The organism is Bacillus sp. WP8, assembly GCF_000800825.1.
Taxonomy (GTDB): Bacteria; Bacillota; Bacilli; order Bacillales; family Bacillaceae; genus Bacillus; species Bacillus safensis.
Genome location: NZ_CP010075.1, coordinates 115,971 through 137,523, shown reverse-complemented (window position 1 = coordinate 137,523; position 21,553 = coordinate 115,971). Strand labels below are relative to the sequence as shown.

Here is a 21,553-nt window from a genome sequence, read left to right as displayed (position 1 = left end):
AGCCGTTCTGATCTGGAAAAGCAAAAAAAGAGACCCTTTTGCAAGGAGTCTCTTTTGTATGTTTAATTACTTAATGATAGTTGAAACGACGCCAGAACCTACAGTACGTCCACCCTCACGGATAGAGAAACGAGTTCCTTCTTCGATAGCGATAGTAGAGATAAGTTCAACTTCCATCTCAGTGTTATCGCCAGGCATTACCATTTCAGTACCTTCTGGAAGATGTACGATACCAGTTACGTCAGTTGTACGGAAGTAGAACTGCGGACGGTAGTTAGCGAAGAATGGAGTATGACGTCCACCCTCTTCTTTAGAAAGTACATAAACTTCAGCTTTGAAACGGCTATGTGGAGTGATTGTACCTGGTTTAGCAAGTACTTGACCACGTTGGATATCTTCACGAGATACACCACGAAGTAGTGCACCGATGTTGTCACCAGCTTCAGCATAGTCAAGAAGTTTACGGAACATTTCAACACCTGTAACAGTTGTTTTACCGTTTTCTTCTTGAAGACCGATGATTTCAACTTCGTCACCGACTTTAACTTGTCCACGCTCAACACGACCAGTAGCAACTGTTCCACGACCAGTGATTGAGAATACGTCCTCAACTGGCATCATGAATGGCTTCTCAGTGTCACGCTCTGGAGTTGGGATGTACTCATCAACCGCATCCATAAGTTCAAAGATTTTTGCTTCGTAATCAGCATCTCCTTCAAGAGCTTTAAGAGCAGAACCTTTAATAACTGGTACATCGTCACCAGGGAAGTCATAGTCAGAAAGAAGGTCACGAACTTCCATTTCAACAAGTTCAAGTAACTCTTCATCGTCAACCATGTCACATTTGTTAAGGAATACTACGATGTAAGGTACACCTACGTTACGAGAAAGTAGGATGTGCTCACGTGTTTGTGGCATTGGACCGTCAGCAGCAGATACTACTAAGATCGCGCCGTCCATTTGAGCAGCACCAGTGATCATGTTTTTAACATAGTCAGCGTGTCCTGGGCAGTCTACGTGAGCATAGTGACGAGTTTCAGTTTCATACTCAACGTGTGCAGTTGAGATTGTGATTCCACGCTCGCGCTCTTCTGGAGCACCATCGATTTGGTCATAAGCCATAGCTGTACCTTTACCAGATTTCTTATGAAGAACTGTTGAGATAGCAGCAGTTAGAGTTGTTTTACCATGGTCAACGTGTCCAATTGTACCAATGTTAGCATGCGATTTGGAACGGTCGAATTTTTCTTTAGCCATTCTAAAAATCCTCCTTAAAGGTTCATTGTATTTGGTATAGAGTGATAGAAAGTGAAGAGTTACCTCTCACTTTCTGATCTTCAATAGTAGTTATACTTTAGTTTAAAGGCAAAATCAATTATTCACCTTTATTTTTTTTGATGATTTCTTCACTGATGCTCTTAGGCACTTCTTCGTAGTGATCCATGTGCATAGTGAAAGTACCGCGTCCTTGTGTGTTAGAACGGAGTGCAGTTGCATATCCGAACATTTCAGAAAGTGGAACCATAGCGCGAACAACTTGAGCGTTACCGCGAGCTTCCATACCTTCTACACGTCCACGACGAGATGTGATATCACCCATGATGTCTCCCATGTATTCTTCAGGGATAACAACTTCCACTTTCATCATTGGCTCAAGTAGAACTGGGTTACATTTGCTGACAGCATTTTTCAATGCCATAGATGCAGCAATTTTGAACGCCATTTCGTTCGAGTCAACATCGTGGTAAGATCCATCAAATAATTTTGCTTTGATGTCGATTAATGGGAATCCAGCTAATACACCATTTTCAAGTGAGTCTTCAAGACCTGCTTGAATTGCTGGGATGTATTCACGTGGAACAACCCCACCGACGATTGCATTTTCAAATTCAAAGCCTGCGCCTTCTTCGTTTGGTTCGAATTCGATCCAAACGTGTCCGAACTGACCGCGTCCACCAGACTGACGTACGAATTTACCTTCAACTTTTGCACCAGAACGGAATGTTTCACGGTACGCAACTTGAGGAGCACCTACGTTAGCTTCAACCTTGAACTCACGCTTCATACGGTCAACAATGATATCAAGGTGAAGCTCACCCATACCAGAGATGATCGTTTGACCAGTTTCAGGGTTTGTTTGTGTACGGAATGTTGGATCCTCTTCAGCTAGTTTAGCTAAAGCGATACCCATTTTATCCTGGTCAGCCTTTGATTTAGGCTCGATAGCTACATCGATAACTGGCTCTGGGAATTCCATAGACTCAAGGATAACAAGATCTTTCTCGTCACAAAGAGTGTCACCAGTAGATGTATCTTTAAGACCTACAGCTGCTGCGATATCCCCTGCGTATACAGTAGAGATTTCTTCACGGCTGTTTGCGTGCATTTGAAGGATACGTCCAACACGTTCACGCTTGTTCTTAGAAGAGTTCTTCACGTATGAACCAGAATCAAGTGTTCCAGAGTATACGCGGAAGAAAGTTAGTTTCCCAACATAAGGGTCAGTCATAACTTTAAATGCAAGAGCTGCGAATGGTGCGTCATCAGTAGACTCACGAACAACCTCTTCATTTGAATCTGGCAGGATACCTTTGATTGCAGCAACATCAGTTGGTGCAGGAAGGTAGTCAAGCACAGCGTCAAGTACAAGCTGAACACCTTTGTTTTTGAAAGCAGATCCAACAAGAACTGGGTAGAATTCAACATTCAACGTTCCTTTACGGATTGCAGCTTTCAATTCAGGAATTGTAATTTCTTCACCCTCAAGGTATTTTTCCATAAGCTCTTCATCAAGCTCAGCGACAGCTTCAATTAGGCTGCTGCGAAGCTCTTCAGCTTTGTCTTTATACTCAGCAGGGATTTCTTTAGCATCAGAGCGAGTTCCAAGGTCATCTTCGTAGAAGTATGCTACGTTTTCTACAAGGTCGATGATTCCTTCGAATTGATCTTCAGCGCCGATCGGCAATTGAATTGCATGAGCGTTCGCTTGAAGACGATCTCTTAATGTGCTTACAGAGTATAGGAAGTCCGCACCGGTTTTATCCATTTTGTTAACGAATACGATACGAGGTACTCCGTAAGTTGTTGCTTGGCGCCAAACTGTTTCAGTTTGTGGCTCTACACCTGATTGTGCATCAAGGACAGCAACCGCACCATCAAGTACACGTAAAGAACGTTCAACTTCAACAGTGAAGTCTACGTGTCCTGGTGTATCGATGATGTTTACACGGTAACCTTTCCATTGTGCTGTAGTAGCAGCAGAAGTGATTGTAATACCACGTTCTTGCTCCTGCTCCATCCAGTCCATTTGTGAAGCTCCTTCGTGAGTTTCACCAATTTTATGGATACGACCAGTGTAGTACAAGATACGCTCAGTCGTTGTCGTTTTACCGGCATCGATGTGAGCCATGATACCAATATTACGAGTTTTGTCTAAGGAGAACTCTCTTGCCATTGGGTAATTTCTCCTTCCTCATTAGGGAATAGTTTTTTTAGTTTGGTATAAATCCTACCAGCGGTAGTGAGCGAATGCTTTGTTCGCTTCTGCCATTTTGTGTGTGTCTTCACGTTTCTTAACAGCAGCACCAGTGTTGTTAGCTGCGTCAAGGATTTCGTTAGCAAGACGCTCTTCCATCGTTTTTTCTCCACGAAGACGAGCGTAGTTTACTAACCAGCGAAGACCTAAAGTAGTACGACGGTCTGGGCGAACTTCTACAGGAACTTGGTAGTTAGCTCCACCTACACGACGTGCTTTAACTTCAAGAACTGGCATGATGTTTTTCAAGGCTTGTTCGAAAACCTCCATCGCTTCATTACCAGTACGTTCTTTGATGATATCAAATGACTTGTAGAGAATAGTTTGTGACTTTCCTCTTTTACCGTCGATCATCATTTTGTTGATCAAACGAGATACAAGTTTAGAATTGTAAATTGGATCTGGCAATACGTCTCTTTTTGCTACAGGACCTTTACGTGGCATCTGAATAGCCTCCCTTCTCTTTTAAAAGGATTTCTATCTGTCTCTCATCTCAATATCATTGTCAGTTACCTGACTCCACTGATCTGATATCAACTTCTAAAAACCCTTATGTTTGTTTGTATTATTTGCTTTGTTTAGGGCGTTTTGTTCCGTATTTAGAACGTCCTTGCATACGACCGTCAACTCCGGCAGTATCAAGCGCACCACGAACGATGTGGTAACGTACACCCGGTAAGTCTTTTACACGTCCGCCACGGATAAGTACTACACTGTGCTCTTGTAGGTTATGTCCGATACCAGGAATGTAAGCTGTTACCTCAATCAGGTTAGACAAACGTACACGAGCATATTTACGTAGTGCTGAGTTTGGTTTTTTCGGTGTCATTGTACCGACACGAGTACAAACCCCGCGCTTCTGTGGAGATGTTACGTTAGTGTGCTCTTTTTTGAAACTGTTGTATCCTTTGTTAAGTGCAGGTGACTTTGAGTTTTCAACTTTACTCACGCGTCCTTTGCGTATTAGCTGATTAATTGTAGGCATGTTGTTATTCCTCCCTTCATTACTTTTTTTATAACCCACATACCCAGGTGGTTCATCAAAAGGCAAAAAACAATGCTTTTGCATTTTAAGCATGCAAAAACAAAACAAGTACGTTATAACATAATGGCAACAGCTGCTGCCCCAACTTCAATTCCGCAGGCCTTGCCGAGCTTTTTCATGGAATCTACCACTAAAATGTCTACACCCTTCTCTTGCGCTAGTTTCAATACACTAGCAGTTAAAGCAGGATCAGCATCTTTCGCTACGACGACTTCCTTTACTGAATCTCGTTTCAGAGCTTTTACTGTTTGCTTCGTACCAATAATAATGGATTGAGCCTGTGATACTTTATCATAAGACATCGAATATCCTCCAAAGTAACAGGTTTTATTTTGAGCACCTTGGTTATATTATCATCATGGCAGAAGGATGTCAATATGGTATGACAGATTATCTTGACATCCTTCACCATTTTTTGATGATTTTATAGGAATCTCACGAGAAAGATTACTCTACAGGAACCATGTCGTCAGACGGCTGCACTTGCGAAACCGGCTTAACTTTACGGTAGTTCGGCATTCCCGTTCCAGCAGGAACAAGTTTACCAATGATAACATTCTCTTTCAAGCCAAGCAGTTCATCACGTTTTCCTTTGATCGCTGCATCTGTTAGGACACGAGTCGTTTCTTGGAAGGATGCCGCAGACAAGAATGAGTCTGTTTCAAGCGAAGCTTTTGTAATACCAAGAAGAACTGGACGACCTGTTGCAGGACGTTTGCCTTCGAATAGTACTTTTTTGTTTGCTTCAGTGAATTGATGTACATCAAGAAGTGTGCCTGGTAATACATCTGTATCCCCTGCATCAGCGACACGCACTTTACGAAGCATTTGGCGAACCATTACCTCTACGTGCTTATCTCCGATTTCTACCCCTTGCATACGGTATACTTTTTGTACTTCATGAAGCAGATATTCTTGAACAGCTGTCATGTCAGTCACTTTAAGAAGTTCTTTCGGATCGATTGAACCTTCTGTAAGCACTTGACCACGAGTGACTTTGTCACCTTCAACAACTTTTAGACGTGCATTGTAAGGAGCTGTGTAAGAGCGAGTTTCAACTTCGCCTTGAACCACAATTTCCTGCTGCTTGTCACGAACATCGTTAATTTCAGCAACGACACCGTCAATTTCAGAAATTGTCGCTTGCCCTTTCGGATTACGCGCTTCAAACAGCTCTTGGATACGAGGTAAACCTTGAGTGATATCGTCTCCTGCTACCCCACCGGTGTGGAACGTACGCATTGTAAGCTGAGTTCCTGGCTCACCGATTGATTGTGCAGCGATGATTCCAACTGCTTCACCGACTTCAACGTCAGTACCAGTTGCAAGGTTACGGCCGTAGCATCGTTTACATACACCATGAGGCGTGTTACATGTAAATGCAGAACGGATCCATACTTCCTCAATTCCTGCTTCAACTACTTCAAGTGCTTTATCTTCATCAATTAGTTCGTTTTCGGCTACAATGACTTCGCCTGTTTCAGGATGAACAATTGGTTTTCTTGCAAAACGTCCGATCAGACGTTCTTCAAGCTTCTCAATAATTTCATTTCCTTCTTTAATGGACTTCGCCAAGATTCCACGGTCTGTTCCGCAATCTGTTTCACGGATGATGACATCCTGTGCAACGTCAACGAGACGACGCGTGAGGTAACCTGAGTCAGCTGTTTTAAGAGCTGTATCGGCAAGACCTTTACGCGCACCGTGAGTGGAAATAAAGTATTCCAATACGGTTAAACCTTCACGGAAACTAGATTTAATCGGAAGTTCAATGATACGTCCAGCCGGGTTGGCCATCAGACCACGCATACCAGCCAGCTGAGTGAAGTTAGATGCGTTACCACGCGCTCCAGAGTCACTCATCATGTAGATTGGGTTGACTTCATCAAGGGACTTCATCAGTTTACCTTGGATGACATCTTTAGAAGAACTCCAGATTGAAATAACTCTCTCATAACGCTCTTCTTCAGTAATCAAACCACGTCTGAATTGCTTCATGACGTTATCTACTTTTGCTTGTGCTTCTTCAAGAATTTGCTGCTTATCATCTAATACGACGATATCAGACACACCAACCGTAATACCGGCTTTAGTAGAGTATCTGAAACCAAGATTTTTCATGCGGTCAAGCATTTTAGATGTCTCAGTGATATGGAATCTCTTAAAGATTTCTGCAATGATTTTACCTAAAATACCTTTTTTGAACGGTGCATTGATTTCTTGTTTCTCGATCGCAGCTTTTACATCCTCACCTTTTTCAAGGAAGAAACGATCAGGCGTTTTTTCTTCAATATTGCTCTTTGTCGGCTCATTCATGTATGGGAATGATTCCGGTAAGATTTCGTTAAAGATCAGTTTTCCAACTGTTGTAATCAACAATTTAGAACGCTGTTCATCAGTGAATGTCACATTCTTCAACGAGCTAGCTGCAACAGCTACACGTGTATGAAGATGCACATAACCATTTTGATAAGCAAGAAGGGCTTCGTCAGTATCTTTGAAGACCATACCTTCTCCGATAGCACCTTTGCGCTCAAGTGTAAGGTAGTAGTTACCAAGCACCATATCCTGAGATGGCGTAACAACTGGTTTTCCATCTTTCGGGTTCAAAATGTTTTGAGCAGCAAGCATTAAGATACGAGCTTCAGCTTGAGCTTCAGCAGATAATGGTACGTGAACCGCCATTTGGTCACCGTCAAAGTCAGCGTTGTAGGCTGTACATACAAGTGGATGCAGACGAATTGCGCGTCCTTCCACAAGTGTAGGTTCAAACGCTTGAATACCAAGTCTGTGAAGAGTCGGTGCGCGGTTTAGTAAGACTGGATGCTCACGAATAACTGATTCTAAAACATCCCATACTTCTGGCTGCACGCGCTCGATTTTACGCTTCGCACTCTTGATGTTGTGAGCTAATCCTTTTTCAACAAGCTCCTTCATCACGAATGGTTTGAATAATTCAAGAGCCATTTCTTTCGGAAGTCCACACTGATACATTTTCAAATGTGGTCCTACGACGATAACGGAACGTCCAGAATAGTCAACACGTTTACCAAGCAAGTTTTGACGGAAACGTCCTTGTTTCCCTTTCAGCATGTGAGAAAGAGATTTCAATGGTCTATTTCCTGGTCCTGTTACTGGTCGGCCTCTACGTCCATTATCAATCAAGGCATCGACAGCTTCTTGAAGCATACGCTTCTCGTTCTGAACGATGATGCTTGGCGCGCCAAGATCTAATAAACGCTTCAGACGATTGTTACGGTTGATGACACGACGATAAAGGTCGTTCAAGTCAGAAGTAGCAAAACGTCCACCATCAAGCTGAACCATTGGACGTAATTCTGGCGGAATCACCGGAAGTACATCAAGAATCATCCAAGATGGTTTGTTTCCTGAGTTACGGAAGGCTTCTAATACCTCAAGGCGTTTGATCGCACGTGTACGACGCTGTCCTTGAGCAGTTTTCAGCTCTTCTTTCAGTGTATCTACTTCTTTTACAAGATCGATATCTTGAAGAAGTTTGTTGATTGCTTCTGCACCCATAGCTGCTTGGAATGTATTACCGTATTTATCTAAATAAGCACGGAATTCTTTCTCAGAAAGAAGTTGTTTCTTCTCCAGCGGTGTGTTGCCCGGATCTGTCACGACGTAAGAAGCGAAGTAGATCACTTCTTCTAACGCACGTGGTGACATATCAAGAACAAGACCCATACGGCTTGGGATACCTTTGAAATACCAAATGTGGGAAACTGGGGCAGCCAGTTCGATATGCCCCATTCTCTCACGACGGACTTTTGCCCGTGTTACTTCTACACCACAACGGTCACATACAACACCCTTATACCGAACGCGTTTATACTTCCCACAATGACATTCCCAGTCTTTTTGTGGTCCGAAGATACGTTCACAAAAGAGACCATCTTTTTCAGGTTTCAGTGTACGATAGTTAATCGTTTCAGGCTTTTTCACTTCACCAAAAGACCAAGAACGGATTTTATCAGGTGATGCGAGACCGATGTTCATATACTCAAAATTGTTCACATCTAGCAAGGGGCCTACCTCCCTTTTAATCTTCGGGTTATACCCTAGTCACTTGCTCTAATCGTTTCTGCTATTCTTTTGTGACTGCGTCACGTTCAAGATCGACAGGTGCGAGGTCTGCAGCATCTTCGTCATTAGATAACGCTAATCCGTCTGCTTTCTTCGTTTCCTCATCGTCTTCTAAATCTCTCATTTCTATCTCTTCTTCATCGCCAGATAGGATTTTCACATCCATACCTAAACTTTGAAGTTCTTTGATTAACACTTTGAATGATTCAGGGACACCTGGTTCAGGTACGTTATCCCCTTTGACGATGGCTTCGTATGTTTTCACACGACCCACAACGTCATCCGATTTAACTGTTAAGATCTCTTGAAGTGTATATGCTGCACCGTAAGCTTCAAGTGCCCATACTTCCATCTCTCCGAAACGCTGACCACCAAACTGTGCTTTACCGCCAAGTGGCTGCTGCGTAACAAGTGAGTATGGTCCAGTTGAACGAGCGTGAAGTTTATCGTCAACCATGTGAGCCAGTTTGATCATGTACATGATTCCGACAGATACACGGTTGTCGAATGGTTCACCAGTTCGACCATCATAAAGGACTGTTTTCGCATCACGAGACATACCTGCTTCTTCAAGCGTTTCCCAAACATCTTCCTCGCGCGCACCATCAAATACTGGTGACGCAATGTGGATGCCAAGGTAACGTGCAGCCATACCCATATGAAGCTCAAGTACCTGACCGATGTTCATACGAGATGGTACCCCTAGTGGGTTCAACATGATATCGATCGGTGTTCCGTCTGGAAGATACGGCATATCTTCTTCTGGAAGGATTTTAGAGATAACCCCTTTGTTACCATGTCGTCCGGCCATTTTGTCACCTTCAGAAATTTTACGCTTCTGAACGATGTATACGCGGACTAACTGGTTTACACCTGGAGGCAATTCATCTCCATCTTCACGGTTAAAGACTTTTACATCGTGGATAATTCCGCCGCCGCCGTGTGGAACACGTAGAGACGTATCACGCACTTCACGAGCCTTTTCACCGAAGATTGCATGTAATAGACGTTCTTCAGCTGTTAGTTCTGTTACACCTTTAGGCGTTACTTTCCCTACAAGAAGATCTCCGTCTTTTACTTCTGCACCAATACGGATGATTCCGCGCTCGTCAAGGTTGCGTAAAGCATCTTCCCCAACGTTTGGAATATCACGAGTGATTTCTTCTGGTCCAAGCTTTGTATCACGAGCTTCTGATTCATATTCTTCAATATGAATAGACGTGTAGACGTCATCTTTTACAAGGCGCTCACTCATGATGATCGCATCCTCGTAGTTGTAACCGTCCCAAGTCATGAATCCGACCATAACGTTACGTCCTAGAGCCAATTCACCTTTTTCCATAGAAGGTCCGTCTGCAAGGATTTCTCCTTTAACGACTTCATCTCCAACACTTACGATAGGACGCTGGTTGTAGCAAGTCCCTTGGTTAGAGCGGACAAATTTCAGCAAGCTGTATTTGTCTAGGTTTCCTTTGACTTGTTGTCCGTCAACGTCTTCATAACGGCGAACCCAAATATTTTTTGCTTCTACGCGTTCTACAACACCTGGGTAACGGCAGATGACAGCAGCACCAGAGTCTTTACCTGATACGTACTCCATACCTGTACCAACAATCGGTGATTCTGGCTGCATCAAAGGCACAGCCTGACGCTGCATGTTCGCTCCCATTAGAGCACGGTTAGAGTCATCGTTTTCTAAGAATGGGATACATGCTGTCGCTGCAGAAACAACCTGCTTTGGCGAAACGTCCATGTAGTCAACGCGGTTTCGAGGAACAACGGTGTTTTCCCCTCTGAAACGAGCAATGATATTATCATCAATAAACGAACCATCTTCACCTAATATAGCGTTCGCTTGTGCTACTACGTAGTTATCCTCTTCATCAGCAGTTAAGTAATCGATTCTCGGTGTCACTTTACCAGTTTCAGGATCAACCCGGCGGTAAGGTGTTTCGATAAATCCGAAGCGATTCACTTTTGCGAATGAAGATAGAGAGTTGATCAAACCAATGTTTGGACCCTCTGGTGTTTCAATCGGACACATACGTCCATAGTGAGAGTAGTGAACGTCACGAACTTCCATTCCTGCACGCTCACGTGTCAAACCACCCGGTCCAAGCGCTGACAGACGACGTTTGTGCGTCAATTCAGCAAGCGGGTTTGTTTGATCCATGAACTGAGATAGCTGAGAACTACCAAAGAACTCTTTGATAGAAGCGATCACAGGACGAATGTTGATCAGCTGCTGAGGTGTGATTGTGTTTGTGTCTTGAATTGACATTCTTTCACGAACAACACGCTCCATTCTGCTTAAACCAATACGGAATTGGTTTTGCAGAAGTTCACCTACGGAACGCAGACGACGGTTACCAAGGTGGTCGATATCATCTGTGTCACCTACACCATGAAGAAGGTTGAAGAAGTAACTGATTGATGCAATGATGTCAGAAGGCGTGATGTTTTTCACAGCTTCCTCTACATATGCATTTCCAATCACGTTAATCACTTGCTCGCCTTCTTGATCAGACGGTGCATAAATCTTAATAGATTGAAGTTCTACTTCATCTTCTACTACGCCACCATTAGGATAAAGCTTTCTAAATCCGATGCCGTTTTCTAAGTATGGAAGAACTTTATCAAGAACTCTTCTGTCTAAAATTTGACCTTTTTCTGCTAGAATTTCACCTGTTTCAGGGTCAACTAACGTTTCAGCCAATTTTTGATTGAACAGTCTATTTTTAATATGAAGCTTCTTATTAATCTTGTAGCGTCCAACATTTGCTAGGTCATATCTCTTCGGATCGAAGAAGCGAGAGTCTAGCAAGCTTTTCGCATTTTCAACAGTTGGCGGCTCTCCAGGGCGGAGGCGCTCGTAGATTTCGAGAAGTGCTTTATCCGCATTCTCTGTATTGTCTTTTTCCAGCGTGTTGCGTAAGTATTCATTCTCGCCAATGAGGTCAAGAATCTCTTGATCAGAGCTGAAGCCGAGAGCACGCAAAAGAACCGTAACCGGCAACTTACGTGTGCGATCGATGCGTACATAGACTACATCCTTCGCATCAGTTTCGTATTCTAACCATGCGCCACGGTTTGGAATGACAGTCGCAGTAAAACCTTTTTTACCGTTTTTGTCTACTTTACCACTGAAATATACACTTGGAGAACGCACTAACTGAGAAACGATTACACGTTCCGCACCATTAATGATAAAAGTACCTGTGTCTGTCATGATTGGGAAATCACCCATGAACACGTCTTGGTCTTTTACTTCTCCAGTTTCTTTGTTAATTAAACGAACTTTTACTCTTAGTGGAGCAGAGTAAGTTACATCACGTTCTTTTGATTCTGCTACAGGATACTTAGGATCCCCTAGGCTGTAATCAATGAATTCAAGAGAAAGGTTACCAGTAAAATCCTCAATTGGGGATATATCTTGAAACATCTCTCTAAGACCCTCATCAAGAAACCACTGATAAGAAGAGGTTTGAATTTCAATGAGATTTGGTAATTCTAACACTTCGCTTATGCGTGCGTAGCTTCTGCGCTGGCGGTGTCGTCCATACTGAACTAGTTGACCTGTCAACTGATTCACCCCTCAAATCATGCGTATTATATGTGTAAAAAGTATTTCTGTCTTTCAAATGTCAGTAAAGAAATACTTTTACAAGACAAAAGAAAAAAGGGTTTCTAAAATAAGAAAACCACATCCAAAAACAAATACCGATTTTATTAGTTTTCCCAAGTATGCATAATTTATACAAAATAGTTGTTTTTTAAGCCTATCAAGCAAAATATACACATTGGCATTTTATAATGTTAACACAGCTAGGAAACTGCGTCAAACTTTTTTAGCTTTGATTATATAGTAGCCCTTTTTTTTCAATACAACCTCGACTTCTCCAAAGAGCTGCTCTAATTTTTCAATCGCAGATGGTCCACCTTGCTTTTTCTGAATAACCACCCACAACTCACCTTCCGGCAATAAATGATCAGCACTTTTTTCAAAGATCGCATGTACAACTTTCTTCCCTGCCCGTATTGGGGGATTGGTCAGTATAGAGGCAAAAGCAGCTGAGGAATGAACATTCGAGAACAAATCACTTTGATAGATGTGAACATTATCAATGCGATTATGTTTAGCGTTTTCCTTTGAAAGTTCGACTGCTCTTTCGTTCACATCAATCATATGAATGGTACGGCTAGTCATTTCGTTTGCTAACGATAAGCCGATCGGTCCATAACCGCAACCGACATCTAAGACATCGCCATCCAAGTCAGGTTCTTCGAAAGCTTCAATTAAAAGCCTTGAACCAAAGTCGACTTCTTTCTTAGAAAACACTCCACTGTCACTTGTAAAAGTAAAGGTACGGTTTCTCAAGGTGAAGTCCCATGTCTGTTTATTGCTTTTCACTGATGGCTTTTCCGTATAATAGTGGTCACTCATGGTGAATGGACCTCCTCTGGATTCAATCGTTTCAGGAGATTAGAAAAGAAAAAGCCCGCCAGTAAAAGCGAGCTTTCCCAAAAGATTAGGCGAAGATTACTTAACTTCTACAGAAGCGCCAACTTCTTCAAGCTTAGCTTTAAGTTCTTCAGCTTCTTCTTTAGCAATACCTTCTTTAAGTGGTTTTGGAGTGTTGTCAACAAGTTCTTTAGCTTCTTTCAAGCCAAGACCAGTGATTTCACGAACCACTTTGATAACTTTGATTTTTTGGTCTCCAGCACCAGCAAGCACTAGATCAAAATCAGTTTTTTCTTCAGCAGCAGCACCGCCACCAGCAGCTACAGCTACAGGAGCAGCAGCAGTTACGCCAAATTCTTCTTCGATTGCTTTTACTAAGTCGTTTAACTCAAGTACAGTTGCTTCTTTAACTGAAGCAATGATTTCTTCGATATTTAAAGCCATTTGTAATTCCTCCATTTTAAGTTTTTTTACGTAAACGTAAAGTACGCATTAAGCGCCTTGTTCTTCTTTTTGATCTGCAACTGCTTTAGTAGCAAGAGCAAGATTACGAACTGGAGCTTGAAGAACGCTAAGCAACATAGAAAGTAAGCCTTCGCGAGACGGAAGTTCCGCAAGAGCCTTCACTTCTTCTACAGTCGCTACGTTTCCTTCGATGACACCAGCTTTGATTTCTAAAGCTTCGTGGCTTTTCGCAAATTCGTTGATGATTTTCGCAGGTGCGATAACATCTTCGTTACTGAATGCGATAGCGTTTGGACCTGTTAAGAAATCGTTTAAACCCGTTAGTTCAACTTGTTCAACTGCACGGCGAGTCAAAGTGTTTTTGTAAACTTTGAATTCTACGCCAGCTTCACGAAGCTGTTTACGAAGTTCAGTCACTTCAGAAACTGAAAGACCGCGGTAATCTACAATGACAGTAGACATACTATCTTTAAATTTAGAAGTAATTTCATCAACGACAACTTTTTTAGTATCGATTGCATTGCTCATGGTTACACCTCCTGTACATTCTTTGTGTAACACTTATACCGATCAGGCAATCACGTTCCTAACGAACGGTTCTCCATATAAAAAGCCTCCATTAAGACATGGAGGCTGTATATACAAGCATACGTTAACGTAAGACTGTGACATATACACCTCGGCGGGTTAATTAAGCCATAAGGCCCCTGCTGTCTACGGTATAAATGGACATTATTCTATTTTACAACATTTTGATATTATCAAAATGGTTGTCATAAGTCAAGAATTATTTTGCAGAGAAAGAAGATGGATCCACTTTCACGCCAGGGCCCATAGTAGATGTAACAGAAACGTTTTTCACGTATACACCTTTAGCCGCTGCAGGTTTTGCTTTAAGGATTGTGTCATAGATTGTTGCAAAGTTCTCAACAAGCTTTTCGTCCTCGAAAGAAACCTTTCCGATTGGCGCGTGGATGTTACCAGCTTTATCAACGCGGTATTCTACTTTACCAGCTTTGATTTCATTGATTGCTTTTTCAACTTCAAACGTTACAGTTCCTGTTTTAGGGTTTGGCATAAGACCTTTTGGTCCAAGTACACGACCGATCTTACCAACTTCACCCATCATGTCAGGTGTCGCAACGATTACATCGAATTCGAACCAACCTTGTTGGATTTTAGTGATGTAATCAGAATCTCCAACGTAGTCTGCTCCAGCAGCTTCTGCTTCTTTTGCTTTTTCGCCTTTAGCGAACACAAGAACGCGTTGAGTTTTACCAGTTCCGTTAGGAAGTACAACTGCACCGCGGATTTGTTGATCGTTTTTACGAGGGTCTACGCCCAAACGAAAAGCAACTTCTACAGTCGCATCAAATTTCGCTGTATTTGCTTTTTTTGTAAGAGAAACAGCTTCAGCTACATCATACGCTTTAGTACGTTCGATCAGCTTAGCAGCTTCTACATACTTTTTACCTTTTTTAGCCATTATAAAAATCCTCCTTATGTGGTTTTAGCGGAATAACCTCCCACGAATAAGGGTTGCGAACTTGTCAAAACCAAACTCGCAACCCAACAAGACAAAAAATTAATCTTCGATGACAATACCCATACTGCGTGCAGTACCTTCAACCATGCGCATAGCTGATTCAACGCTAGCAGCGTTTAAGTCAGGCATTTTTGTTTCCGCGATTTCGCGTACTTTATCACGCTTAACAGTTGCCACTTTATTACGGTTAGGTTCACCAGAACCAGACTCAATACCAGCTGCTTTTTTAAGTAAAACTGCAGCAGGTGGAGTTTTAGTAATAAATGTAAATGAACGGTCTTCAAAAACCGAAATTTCAACAGGAATGATAAGACCAGCTTGGTCAGCTGTACGAGCGTTAAACTCCTTACAGAATCCCATGATATTAACACCGGCTTGACCTAGTGCAGGTCCAACTGGTGGAGCTGGGTTAGCTTTTCCAGCAGGAATTTGCAATTTAACAACTTTAACTACTTTTTTAGCCACGAGACACACCTCCTTAAAGTCCGTGATGTGGTAATAGGGGAATCCCCCTCCCACTCAACAACTTCATTCTTTATATGAATGACGAAATAACTAGCTAGCGATCTTGAGTGAACTCAAGACGTACCTTTGCTATATTACCACTTCTATACACTCATTTCAAGCTCTTTTGAATTACAATTTATCGATCTGCGTGAATTCAAGTTCAACAGGTGTTTCTCTACCAAACATATTAACGAATACTTTGACTTTGCTTTTATCGTAATCAATTTCTTCAATAGAGCCAGTGAAGTTAGCAAACGGCCCATCGATAACCTTAACTGTTTCTTTGAGCTCAAAGTCGATTTCTGTTTTGCGTTCTTCAAGACCCATTCTCTTCAGAATGGTTTCAGCTTCGCCTGGCAGCAGCGCAGTTGGCTTTGAGCCTGACCCAGCTGATCCAACGAATCCAGTGACACCCGGTGTATTACGAACAACATACCAAGAGTCGTCAGTCATCACGATTTCCACTAGGACATAGCCAGGGAATACTTTCTTTTTGACGACTTTTTTCTTACCATTTTTAATATCCGTTTCTTCTTCTTCTGGTACGACGACGCGGAAGATTTTATCCTGCATGCCCATTGATTCAACACGCTTTTCCAAGTTCGCTTTTACTTTGTTTTCATAGCCAGAGTACGTATGCACAACATACCAATTCTTTTCCATTTTCGTTCAGGACTATTTAGTCCTTCCCTCCCCACATTTCATAATGTCTATTTGACGAATCTCGAGTACCGGTAAATATTTTCAAGCAATTGAAAAAACCCGTAAAACGGGTTTTTTGGCAAGTCATATTATGATCTATTATAGCACGTTCAGCAGACCATTATTCAAGTATTAATGAATTAATTCGATTAATTGTGAGATTCCTATATCAAGAAAAGAGAAAAAGATTGCAAAGAATACGACTGTTAAAATAACAGTGATTGTGTAGCGGACCATTTCGTTCTTCTTTGGCCAGCTGACCTTTTTCATTTCTTTTCCGACACTTTTTAAGAAACTGATAATACGCATGTAAAAGACCTCCACAGAATAAAGAACGCAAATCTTACTTCGTTTCTAAATGTGTTTTATGTGAATTACAAGTCTTGCAATATTTCTTAACTTCTAATCTTTCAGCTGCTGAAGCAACACTTTTCATTGTCGTATAATTGCGGCTTCCGCAGTCTTTACAGGCTAGAGTAATCTTTTTCCTCATATTTACACCTATTTTCTCGACATCATTTCATTAGTACCTTATCACAGTGTCGAAAAAGCTGTCAATATAGGTTTGATTAGAGACTAATCTCGCGAAGCTCTAAATATTTCTCTAATTTTCTCTTTACTCTTTGGAGTGCGTTATCAATTGATTTCACATGACGGTTTAAATCTTCAGAAATCTCTTGATAGGATCTGCCATCAAGATAAAGCACAAGTACCTTTCTTTCCAGCTCGCTAAGCAGTTCACCCATCTTCATTTCGATATCATCAAATTCTTCTTTGCTAATGATTAAGTCTTCTGGGTTAAGCGCTTTAGCACCGGAAATGACATCCAATAATGTTCTGTCCGATTCTTCATCGTAGATCGGCTTGTCTAATGATACATAGGAATTTAACGGGATATGTTTTTGGCGAGTAGCTGTTTTAATTGCGGTGATAATTTGGCGGGTAATACATAATTCTGCAAAAGCCTTAAATGAAGTAAGCTTGTCCTCTCTGAAATCGCGGATAGACTTATAAAGTCCGATCATTCCCTCTTGGACAATGTCCTCTCGATCCGCTCCTATCAAGAAATAAGATCTTGCTTTCGCACGTACAAAATTGCGGTATTTCGTTATTAAATAATCTAGCGCATCACTATCTCCGACATGAACCCTTTCAATGACTTGTTCATCTTCCAACTGGCAAAATTGCTCTCTGATGGACTTACCCTTGCTGTTGTTTAGATTCACTTCGATCCCCCCGACCGCACCTAGATAGAAATATTATACATTAATGGTTGAAATATCGTCAAGCTATTCCAGATTCCCGCGCCGCCATTTTTCAAACGTTTTCAATACATCTTCTGACAATTCAATCTTAGATGCTGGTTTATCAGAAGTAATCTTTTTGACTCTCGTTTCAATCTTTCGTTCTATCACTTCAATCTCTCTTAAAAGCTCACGAGCCGACTTCCGAAGAGCTCCTTGTCCAAAAATAGCCCATTGTTCCGTAAAATCTGAGGTTGCCACATGAATTTGCGTCCGAATATTATTCAAATCCTGCGCCAGCTTTTCAATCCGCTCATCCGCCGTTTCATTCTCTCTCGTAAAGATGACCTCTACTCGGTGATTGGTTCGCTTCTTTTCAATTCCTTTGACCATATGGGCATCGAATACGACAATGACTCGATACCCTGTGTATGCTTGATATTCTGCTAAATGTTGAATCAGCACGTCTCTGGCTTCTTCAAAGCTGTTTTCCTTTAAGTGCTGCAGCTGAGGCCATGCACCTATCATGTTGTATCCATCGACTAAGAGGATATCCATCTCTATTCTCCTAACGGATAACGTTTTCGATACACTTCATACATCAATAGACCAGCGGCAACTGATGCATTTAAAGAAGTAACCTTCCCGGCCATAGGCAGTTTAATTAGAAAATCACACTTTTCCTTAATCAATCGGCCAATTCCTTTACCTTCACTGCCAATCACAAGAGCCAGCGGCATTGTACCATCAAATTGTCTGTAATCCTGTTTAGCAGACGCATCTGTTCCCGCAACCCAGATTCCTCTTTCTTTCATTTCATCAAGGGCTCTTGAAAGATTGGTCACTTTTGCAACAGGAATATGCTCAATTGCTCCAGTGGATGCCTTAGCAACTGTTGTTGTTAGACCGACCGCTCTCCTTTTTGGAATGACAATCCCGTGTGCCCCTACAGCATCTGCCGTACGCATAATCGATCCTAAATTATGCGGATCTTCAATTTCATCTAAAATCAGAAAGAATGGCTGCTCATTGCGCTTTTCAGCGATTTGATACAGATCGTCCAATTCTGCATATTCATATGCTGCTACTTGTGCAACGATTCCCTGGTGCTGACCTGTCACCATTTGATCAAGCTTTTTCCTCGGAACATACTGAATGGTGATATTTTGCTTTTTAGCGAGTTCAATGACCTGCTGGGCTTGTCCTTTTACAGTGTTTTCTGCCATCCAGAGCTTGTATAACTCCCGATCTGACTTCAGTGTCTCAATCACTGCATTTTTCCCAATGACATAATCATGTTGCTGACTCATTTGTCTTCCTCCCTGACGTTCCGATTTCAATCGCCTGACCAATCAGCTCTTCTAAGCGTTCGTCCTGCTTTTCGATAAATAAATAACCCATGAGCGCTTCAAACGCTGTACTATAACGATACGTTTGAACGTCTGTGTTTTTAGGCACCGTGCCTGATTTTGCGTTTCTTCCTCTTTTCAGCACCGCTTCTTCTGCTTCAGTGAAAAAGCCTTGCTGCTGAAGCGTAAATAAAATAGCAGCCTGTGATTTAGCTGAAACAATTTTGCTTGCTCGTTTGTGCAGCTCATTTGGTTTTGTCGCCCCCGTTTGGAGGAGGTGATGCCTCACATATACTTCAAAAATGGCATCACCCATATAAGCTAGCGCAAGTCCGTTCAGCTGTTTACCGTCTTTCAGCTTTTCAAAATTCAACATTGCCTATTCTCCTCTTTTCCAGCGAGTACCTTGAGGAGTGTCCTCCAACACAATATTCATGTTCTTTAATTGGTCACGAATTTGATCAGATAGGGCAAAGTCACGATTTCTTCTAGCTTCATTACGTTTTTCAATTAACGCTTCTACCTCTTCGTCAAGCGTGTGCTTTTCTTCTAATGAGAAGCCAAGAACAGACGTAATTTCTTGGAACAAGCCGATAAATGCCTTGATCACTTCCTCCGAAGTATGATCATTTTCCATATAATAATTCGCCTGTTTCGCTAATTCGAATAAAACAGAGATCGCATTTGCTGTATTGAAGTCATCATTCATTTCAGAAATAAATGTCGCACGCTGTTCTTCAATTTTTGCCAGCCATTCAGCATTGTCTTCCGTGATATTCGTGCTGCTCTCGAGACGATGATGTAAATTCGCATACGATGTTTTGAGTCGGTTAAACGCACTCTTTGTACTTTCTAATAAATCCATTGAGTAGTTAATTGGGTGACGATAGTGAACCGACAACATAAAGAAGCGCAGCACATCAGGATCTTGTTCTTTCACAATGTCATGCACCAGCACAAAGTTGCCAAGTGATTTTGACATTTTTTCATTATCAATATTAATATACCCGTTATGCATCCAATACTTCGCAAAAGGCTTCCCTGTCAAAGCCTCAGATTGGGCAATTTCATTCTCATGGTGCGGGAATGTTAGATCCTGTCCGCCAGCATGAATGTCAATCGTATCACCTAAATATTTTTTGACCATTGCCGAGCATTCGATGTGCCAGCCTGGGCGTCCTTCGCCCCATGGGCTATCCCATGAGATTTCCTGATCCTTTGCAGCCTTCCATAGGGCAAAGTCCAGTGCATCTCGTTTCTTTTCACCTACACGAATACGGGCACCTGTCTTCAGTTCATCAATCGATTGATGTGAAAGCTTTCCATAGCCTTCAAATGAGCGTGTGCTGTAATACACGTCGCCATCTGCTTCATAGGCGTAGCCTTTTTCAATCAATGTCGCAATAAACGCAATGATATCATCCATGTTTTCCGTTACTCGCGGGTGAAGGTCTGCTTTTTTGCAGCCTAGTGCACTGACGTCTTCGAAGTAAGCTTGGATAAACCGGTCAGCAATTGTCGGCACATCTTCTCCGAGTTCATTGGCTGCTTTGATGAGTTTATCATCCACATCTGTAAAGTTTGATACAAAGTTCACATCGTAACCGCTGTATTCTAAATACTTACGTACAGTGTCATAAACAATAGCAGGTCTAGCATTCCCGATATGAATGTAGTTATAAACGGTTGGTCCGCACACATACATCTTGACCTTTCCTGGCTCAAGCGGGACAAATTCTTCTTTCTTACGTGTCAATGTATTATAAATATTGATTGTCATGATTGTTCTTCCTTTCTGCTCAATGAAGCCAGCTCACCTTTTAGCTTTTCCATTTCTCGTTCCAATTCTTTAAAACGATCGGAAATTGGATCTGGCAAATCTTGATGATTGAGATCACGATTGATTTTCTTTCCATTTTGAACGACGACTCGCCCAGGTATACCGACAACGGTGGAATGGTCGGGTACGTCCTTTAACACGACCGACCCCGCTCCAATCTTGGCTCCTTTTCCAACTGTAATGGAACCAAGCACCTTGGCACCTGTCGCAATGAGGGCATCGTCTAAAATGGTCGGATGCCGCTTTCCCTTTTCTTTCCCTGTTCCCCCTAATGTCACGCCTTGGAAAACAGTGACGTTGTCTCCAATTTCACATGTTTCCCCGATCACAACGCCCATGCCATGATCAATGAAGAACCGCCTGCCAATGGTTGCCGCCGGGTGAATTTCCACCCCTGTGAAAAAACGGCTGACCTGAGAAATGATCCGCGCAATAAAATACAGCTTCCGCTTATAAAATGCGTGCGCAATACGGTGAGCCCAAATCGCATGAAGCCCTGAATAGGTTAGCACTACTTCAATATAGCTTCTAGCAGCAGGATCTTGATCAAACACAGTATCAATATCTTCTTTCAGCATTTTGAAAAACACATGCTCCCCCCGTTCTTCCCCATCAATCTCTCTTAGGACTTGCTCTCTTTTTTTGGACAAATAAAAAACGCCTCTGCCAAATGACAGAGACGTTTTGAAAACGCGGTTCCACTCTGTTTAGAAAGCCTCTTATCTTTCAGCCTTCTCAACTTAATCCCATA

21 protein-coding genes and 2 other annotated features (1 of these 23 running past the window's edge) are annotated in these 21,553 nt (G+C 42.1%); all 21 genes read right to left on the bottom strand.

Annotation, left to right across the window (positions count from 1 at the left end):
- Nucleotides 1-66: 66 nt before the first annotated feature.
- The 21 genes from tuf to cysE all read right to left on the bottom strand — a co-directional run bounded on the left by tuf (nt 67) and on the right by cysE (nt 21,392).
- A complete protein-coding gene (tuf, locus tag QR42_RS00710) occupies nt 67-1,257 on the bottom strand; it encodes an elongation factor Tu (protein WP_034283892.1) in 1,191 nt (396 codons plus the stop codon).
- A gap of 118 nt (nt 1,258-1,375) precedes the next feature.
- Nucleotides 1,376-3,454 carry an elongation factor G gene (gene fusA / locus QR42_RS00705; protein ID WP_039175978.1) on the bottom strand — a complete coding sequence of 693 codons (2,079 nt, stop codon included), beginning with the start codon at nt 3,452-3,454 and terminating at the stop codon, nt 1,376-1,378.
- 54 nt (nt 3,455-3,508) lie between these two features.
- Entirely contained in the window at nt 3,509-3,979 is a 471-nt protein-coding gene (gene rpsG, locus QR42_RS00700) for a 30S ribosomal protein S7 (RefSeq protein ID WP_003216884.1), read from the bottom strand.
- Nucleotides 3,980-4,100: 121 nt separating this feature from the next.
- Nucleotides 4,101-4,520: a 30S ribosomal protein S12 gene (rpsL, locus tag QR42_RS00695; RefSeq protein WP_003216962.1), complete on the bottom strand. Its 420-nt coding sequence runs from the start codon at nt 4,518-4,520 to the stop codon at nt 4,101-4,103.
- 113 nt (nt 4,521-4,633) lie between these two features.
- A complete protein-coding gene (locus tag QR42_RS00690) occupies nt 4,634-4,882 on the bottom strand; it encodes a 50S ribosomal protein L7ae-like protein (RefSeq protein ID WP_024425593.1) in 249 nt (82 codons plus the stop codon).
- Nucleotides 4,883-5,027: 145 nt separating this feature from the next.
- Complete coding sequence (gene rpoC / locus QR42_RS00685; protein WP_039175975.1) at nt 5,028-8,627, bottom strand: DNA-directed RNA polymerase subunit beta'; 3,600 nt, start codon at nt 8,625-8,627, stop codon at nt 5,028-5,030.
- A 61-nt stretch (nt 8,628-8,688) separates the two neighbouring features.
- Complete coding sequence (rpoB, locus tag QR42_RS00680) at nt 8,689-12,270, bottom strand: DNA-directed RNA polymerase subunit beta (protein ID WP_003217223.1); 3,582 nt, start codon at nt 12,268-12,270, stop codon at nt 8,689-8,691.
- A 255-nt stretch (nt 12,271-12,525) separates the two neighbouring features.
- Nucleotides 12,526-13,131 carry a class I SAM-dependent methyltransferase gene (locus tag QR42_RS00675; protein ID WP_039175972.1) on the bottom strand — a complete coding sequence of 202 codons (606 nt, stop codon included), beginning with the start codon at nt 13,129-13,131 and terminating at the stop codon, nt 12,526-12,528.
- Nucleotides 13,132-13,227: 96 nt separating this feature from the next.
- Nucleotides 13,228-13,593 carry a 50S ribosomal protein L7/L12 gene (rplL, locus tag QR42_RS00670; protein ID WP_008345418.1) on the bottom strand — a complete coding sequence of 122 codons (366 nt, stop codon included), beginning with the start codon at nt 13,591-13,593 and terminating at the stop codon, nt 13,228-13,230.
- A gap of 48 nt (nt 13,594-13,641) precedes the next feature.
- Nucleotides 13,642-14,142, bottom strand: coding sequence for a 50S ribosomal protein L10 (gene rplJ, locus QR42_RS00665; protein ID WP_024425590.1), 501 nt, complete (start codon nt 14,140-14,142; stop codon nt 13,642-13,644).
- A 69-nt stretch (nt 14,143-14,211) separates the two neighbouring features.
- Nucleotides 14,212-14,352, bottom strand: a sequence feature (ribosomal protein L10 leader region).
- Nucleotides 14,353-14,401: 49 nt separating this feature from the next.
- Nucleotides 14,402-15,100, bottom strand: coding sequence for a 50S ribosomal protein L1 (gene rplA / locus QR42_RS00660; protein ID WP_007496292.1), 699 nt, complete (start codon nt 15,098-15,100; stop codon nt 14,402-14,404).
- 99 nt (nt 15,101-15,199) lie between these two features.
- A complete protein-coding gene (gene rplK / locus QR42_RS00655; protein WP_003216956.1) occupies nt 15,200-15,625 on the bottom strand; it encodes a 50S ribosomal protein L11 in 426 nt (141 codons plus the stop codon).
- A 171-nt stretch (nt 15,626-15,796) separates the two neighbouring features.
- Nucleotides 15,797-16,330 (bottom strand): transcription termination/antitermination protein NusG, encoded by a 534-nt coding sequence (gene nusG / locus QR42_RS00650; protein WP_003217197.1) that lies wholly within the window; start codon nt 16,328-16,330, stop codon nt 15,797-15,799.
- Between the two features lie 171 nt (nt 16,331-16,501).
- Nucleotides 16,502-16,678: a preprotein translocase subunit SecE gene (gene secE, locus QR42_RS00645; protein ID WP_008345422.1), complete on the bottom strand. Its 177-nt coding sequence runs from the start codon at nt 16,676-16,678 to the stop codon at nt 16,502-16,504.
- 34 nt (nt 16,679-16,712) lie between these two features.
- On the bottom strand, nt 16,713-16,862 hold the full coding sequence (gene rpmG, locus QR42_RS18745) for a 50S ribosomal protein L33 (RefSeq protein WP_008356502.1): 150 nt from the start codon (nt 16,860-16,862) through the stop codon (nt 16,713-16,715).
- Nucleotides 16,863-16,938: 76 nt separating this feature from the next.
- A complete protein-coding gene (sigH, locus tag QR42_RS00640) occupies nt 16,939-17,595 on the bottom strand; it encodes an RNA polymerase sporulation sigma factor SigH (protein WP_008345424.1) in 657 nt (218 codons plus the stop codon).
- A gap of 63 nt (nt 17,596-17,658) precedes the next feature.
- Nucleotides 17,659-18,171, bottom strand: a complete 513-nt coding sequence (gene rae1, locus QR42_RS00635) for a ribosome-dependent mRNA decay endonuclease Rae1/YacP (protein WP_024425589.1) — start codon at nt 18,169-18,171, stop codon at nt 17,659-17,661.
- Between the two features lie 2 nt (nt 18,172-18,173).
- Nucleotides 18,174-18,923 carry a 23S rRNA (guanosine(2251)-2'-O)-methyltransferase RlmB gene (gene rlmB / locus QR42_RS00630; protein WP_024425588.1) on the bottom strand — a complete coding sequence of 250 codons (750 nt, stop codon included), beginning with the start codon at nt 18,921-18,923 and terminating at the stop codon, nt 18,174-18,176.
- A complete protein-coding gene (locus tag QR42_RS00625) occupies nt 18,907-19,338 on the bottom strand; it encodes a Mini-ribonuclease 3 (protein WP_024425587.1) in 432 nt (143 codons plus the stop codon). Before QR42_RS00625 ends, rlmB begins: the two co-directional genes overlap by 17 nt.
- Nucleotides 19,339-19,341: 3 nt before the next feature.
- Nucleotides 19,342-20,742, bottom strand: a complete 1,401-nt coding sequence (gene cysS, locus QR42_RS00620) for a cysteine--tRNA ligase (protein ID WP_034283904.1) — start codon at nt 20,740-20,742, stop codon at nt 19,342-19,344.
- Nucleotides 20,739-21,392: a serine O-acetyltransferase gene (cysE, locus tag QR42_RS00615; protein WP_034283914.1), complete on the bottom strand. Its 654-nt coding sequence runs from the start codon at nt 21,390-21,392 to the stop codon at nt 20,739-20,741. The genes cysS and cysE overlap by 4 nt, the downstream gene beginning before the upstream one ends.
- An 82-nt stretch (nt 21,393-21,474) precedes the next feature.
- Nucleotides 21,475-21,553 (bottom strand) — a binding site (T-box leader); it runs 152 nt beyond the window's last position.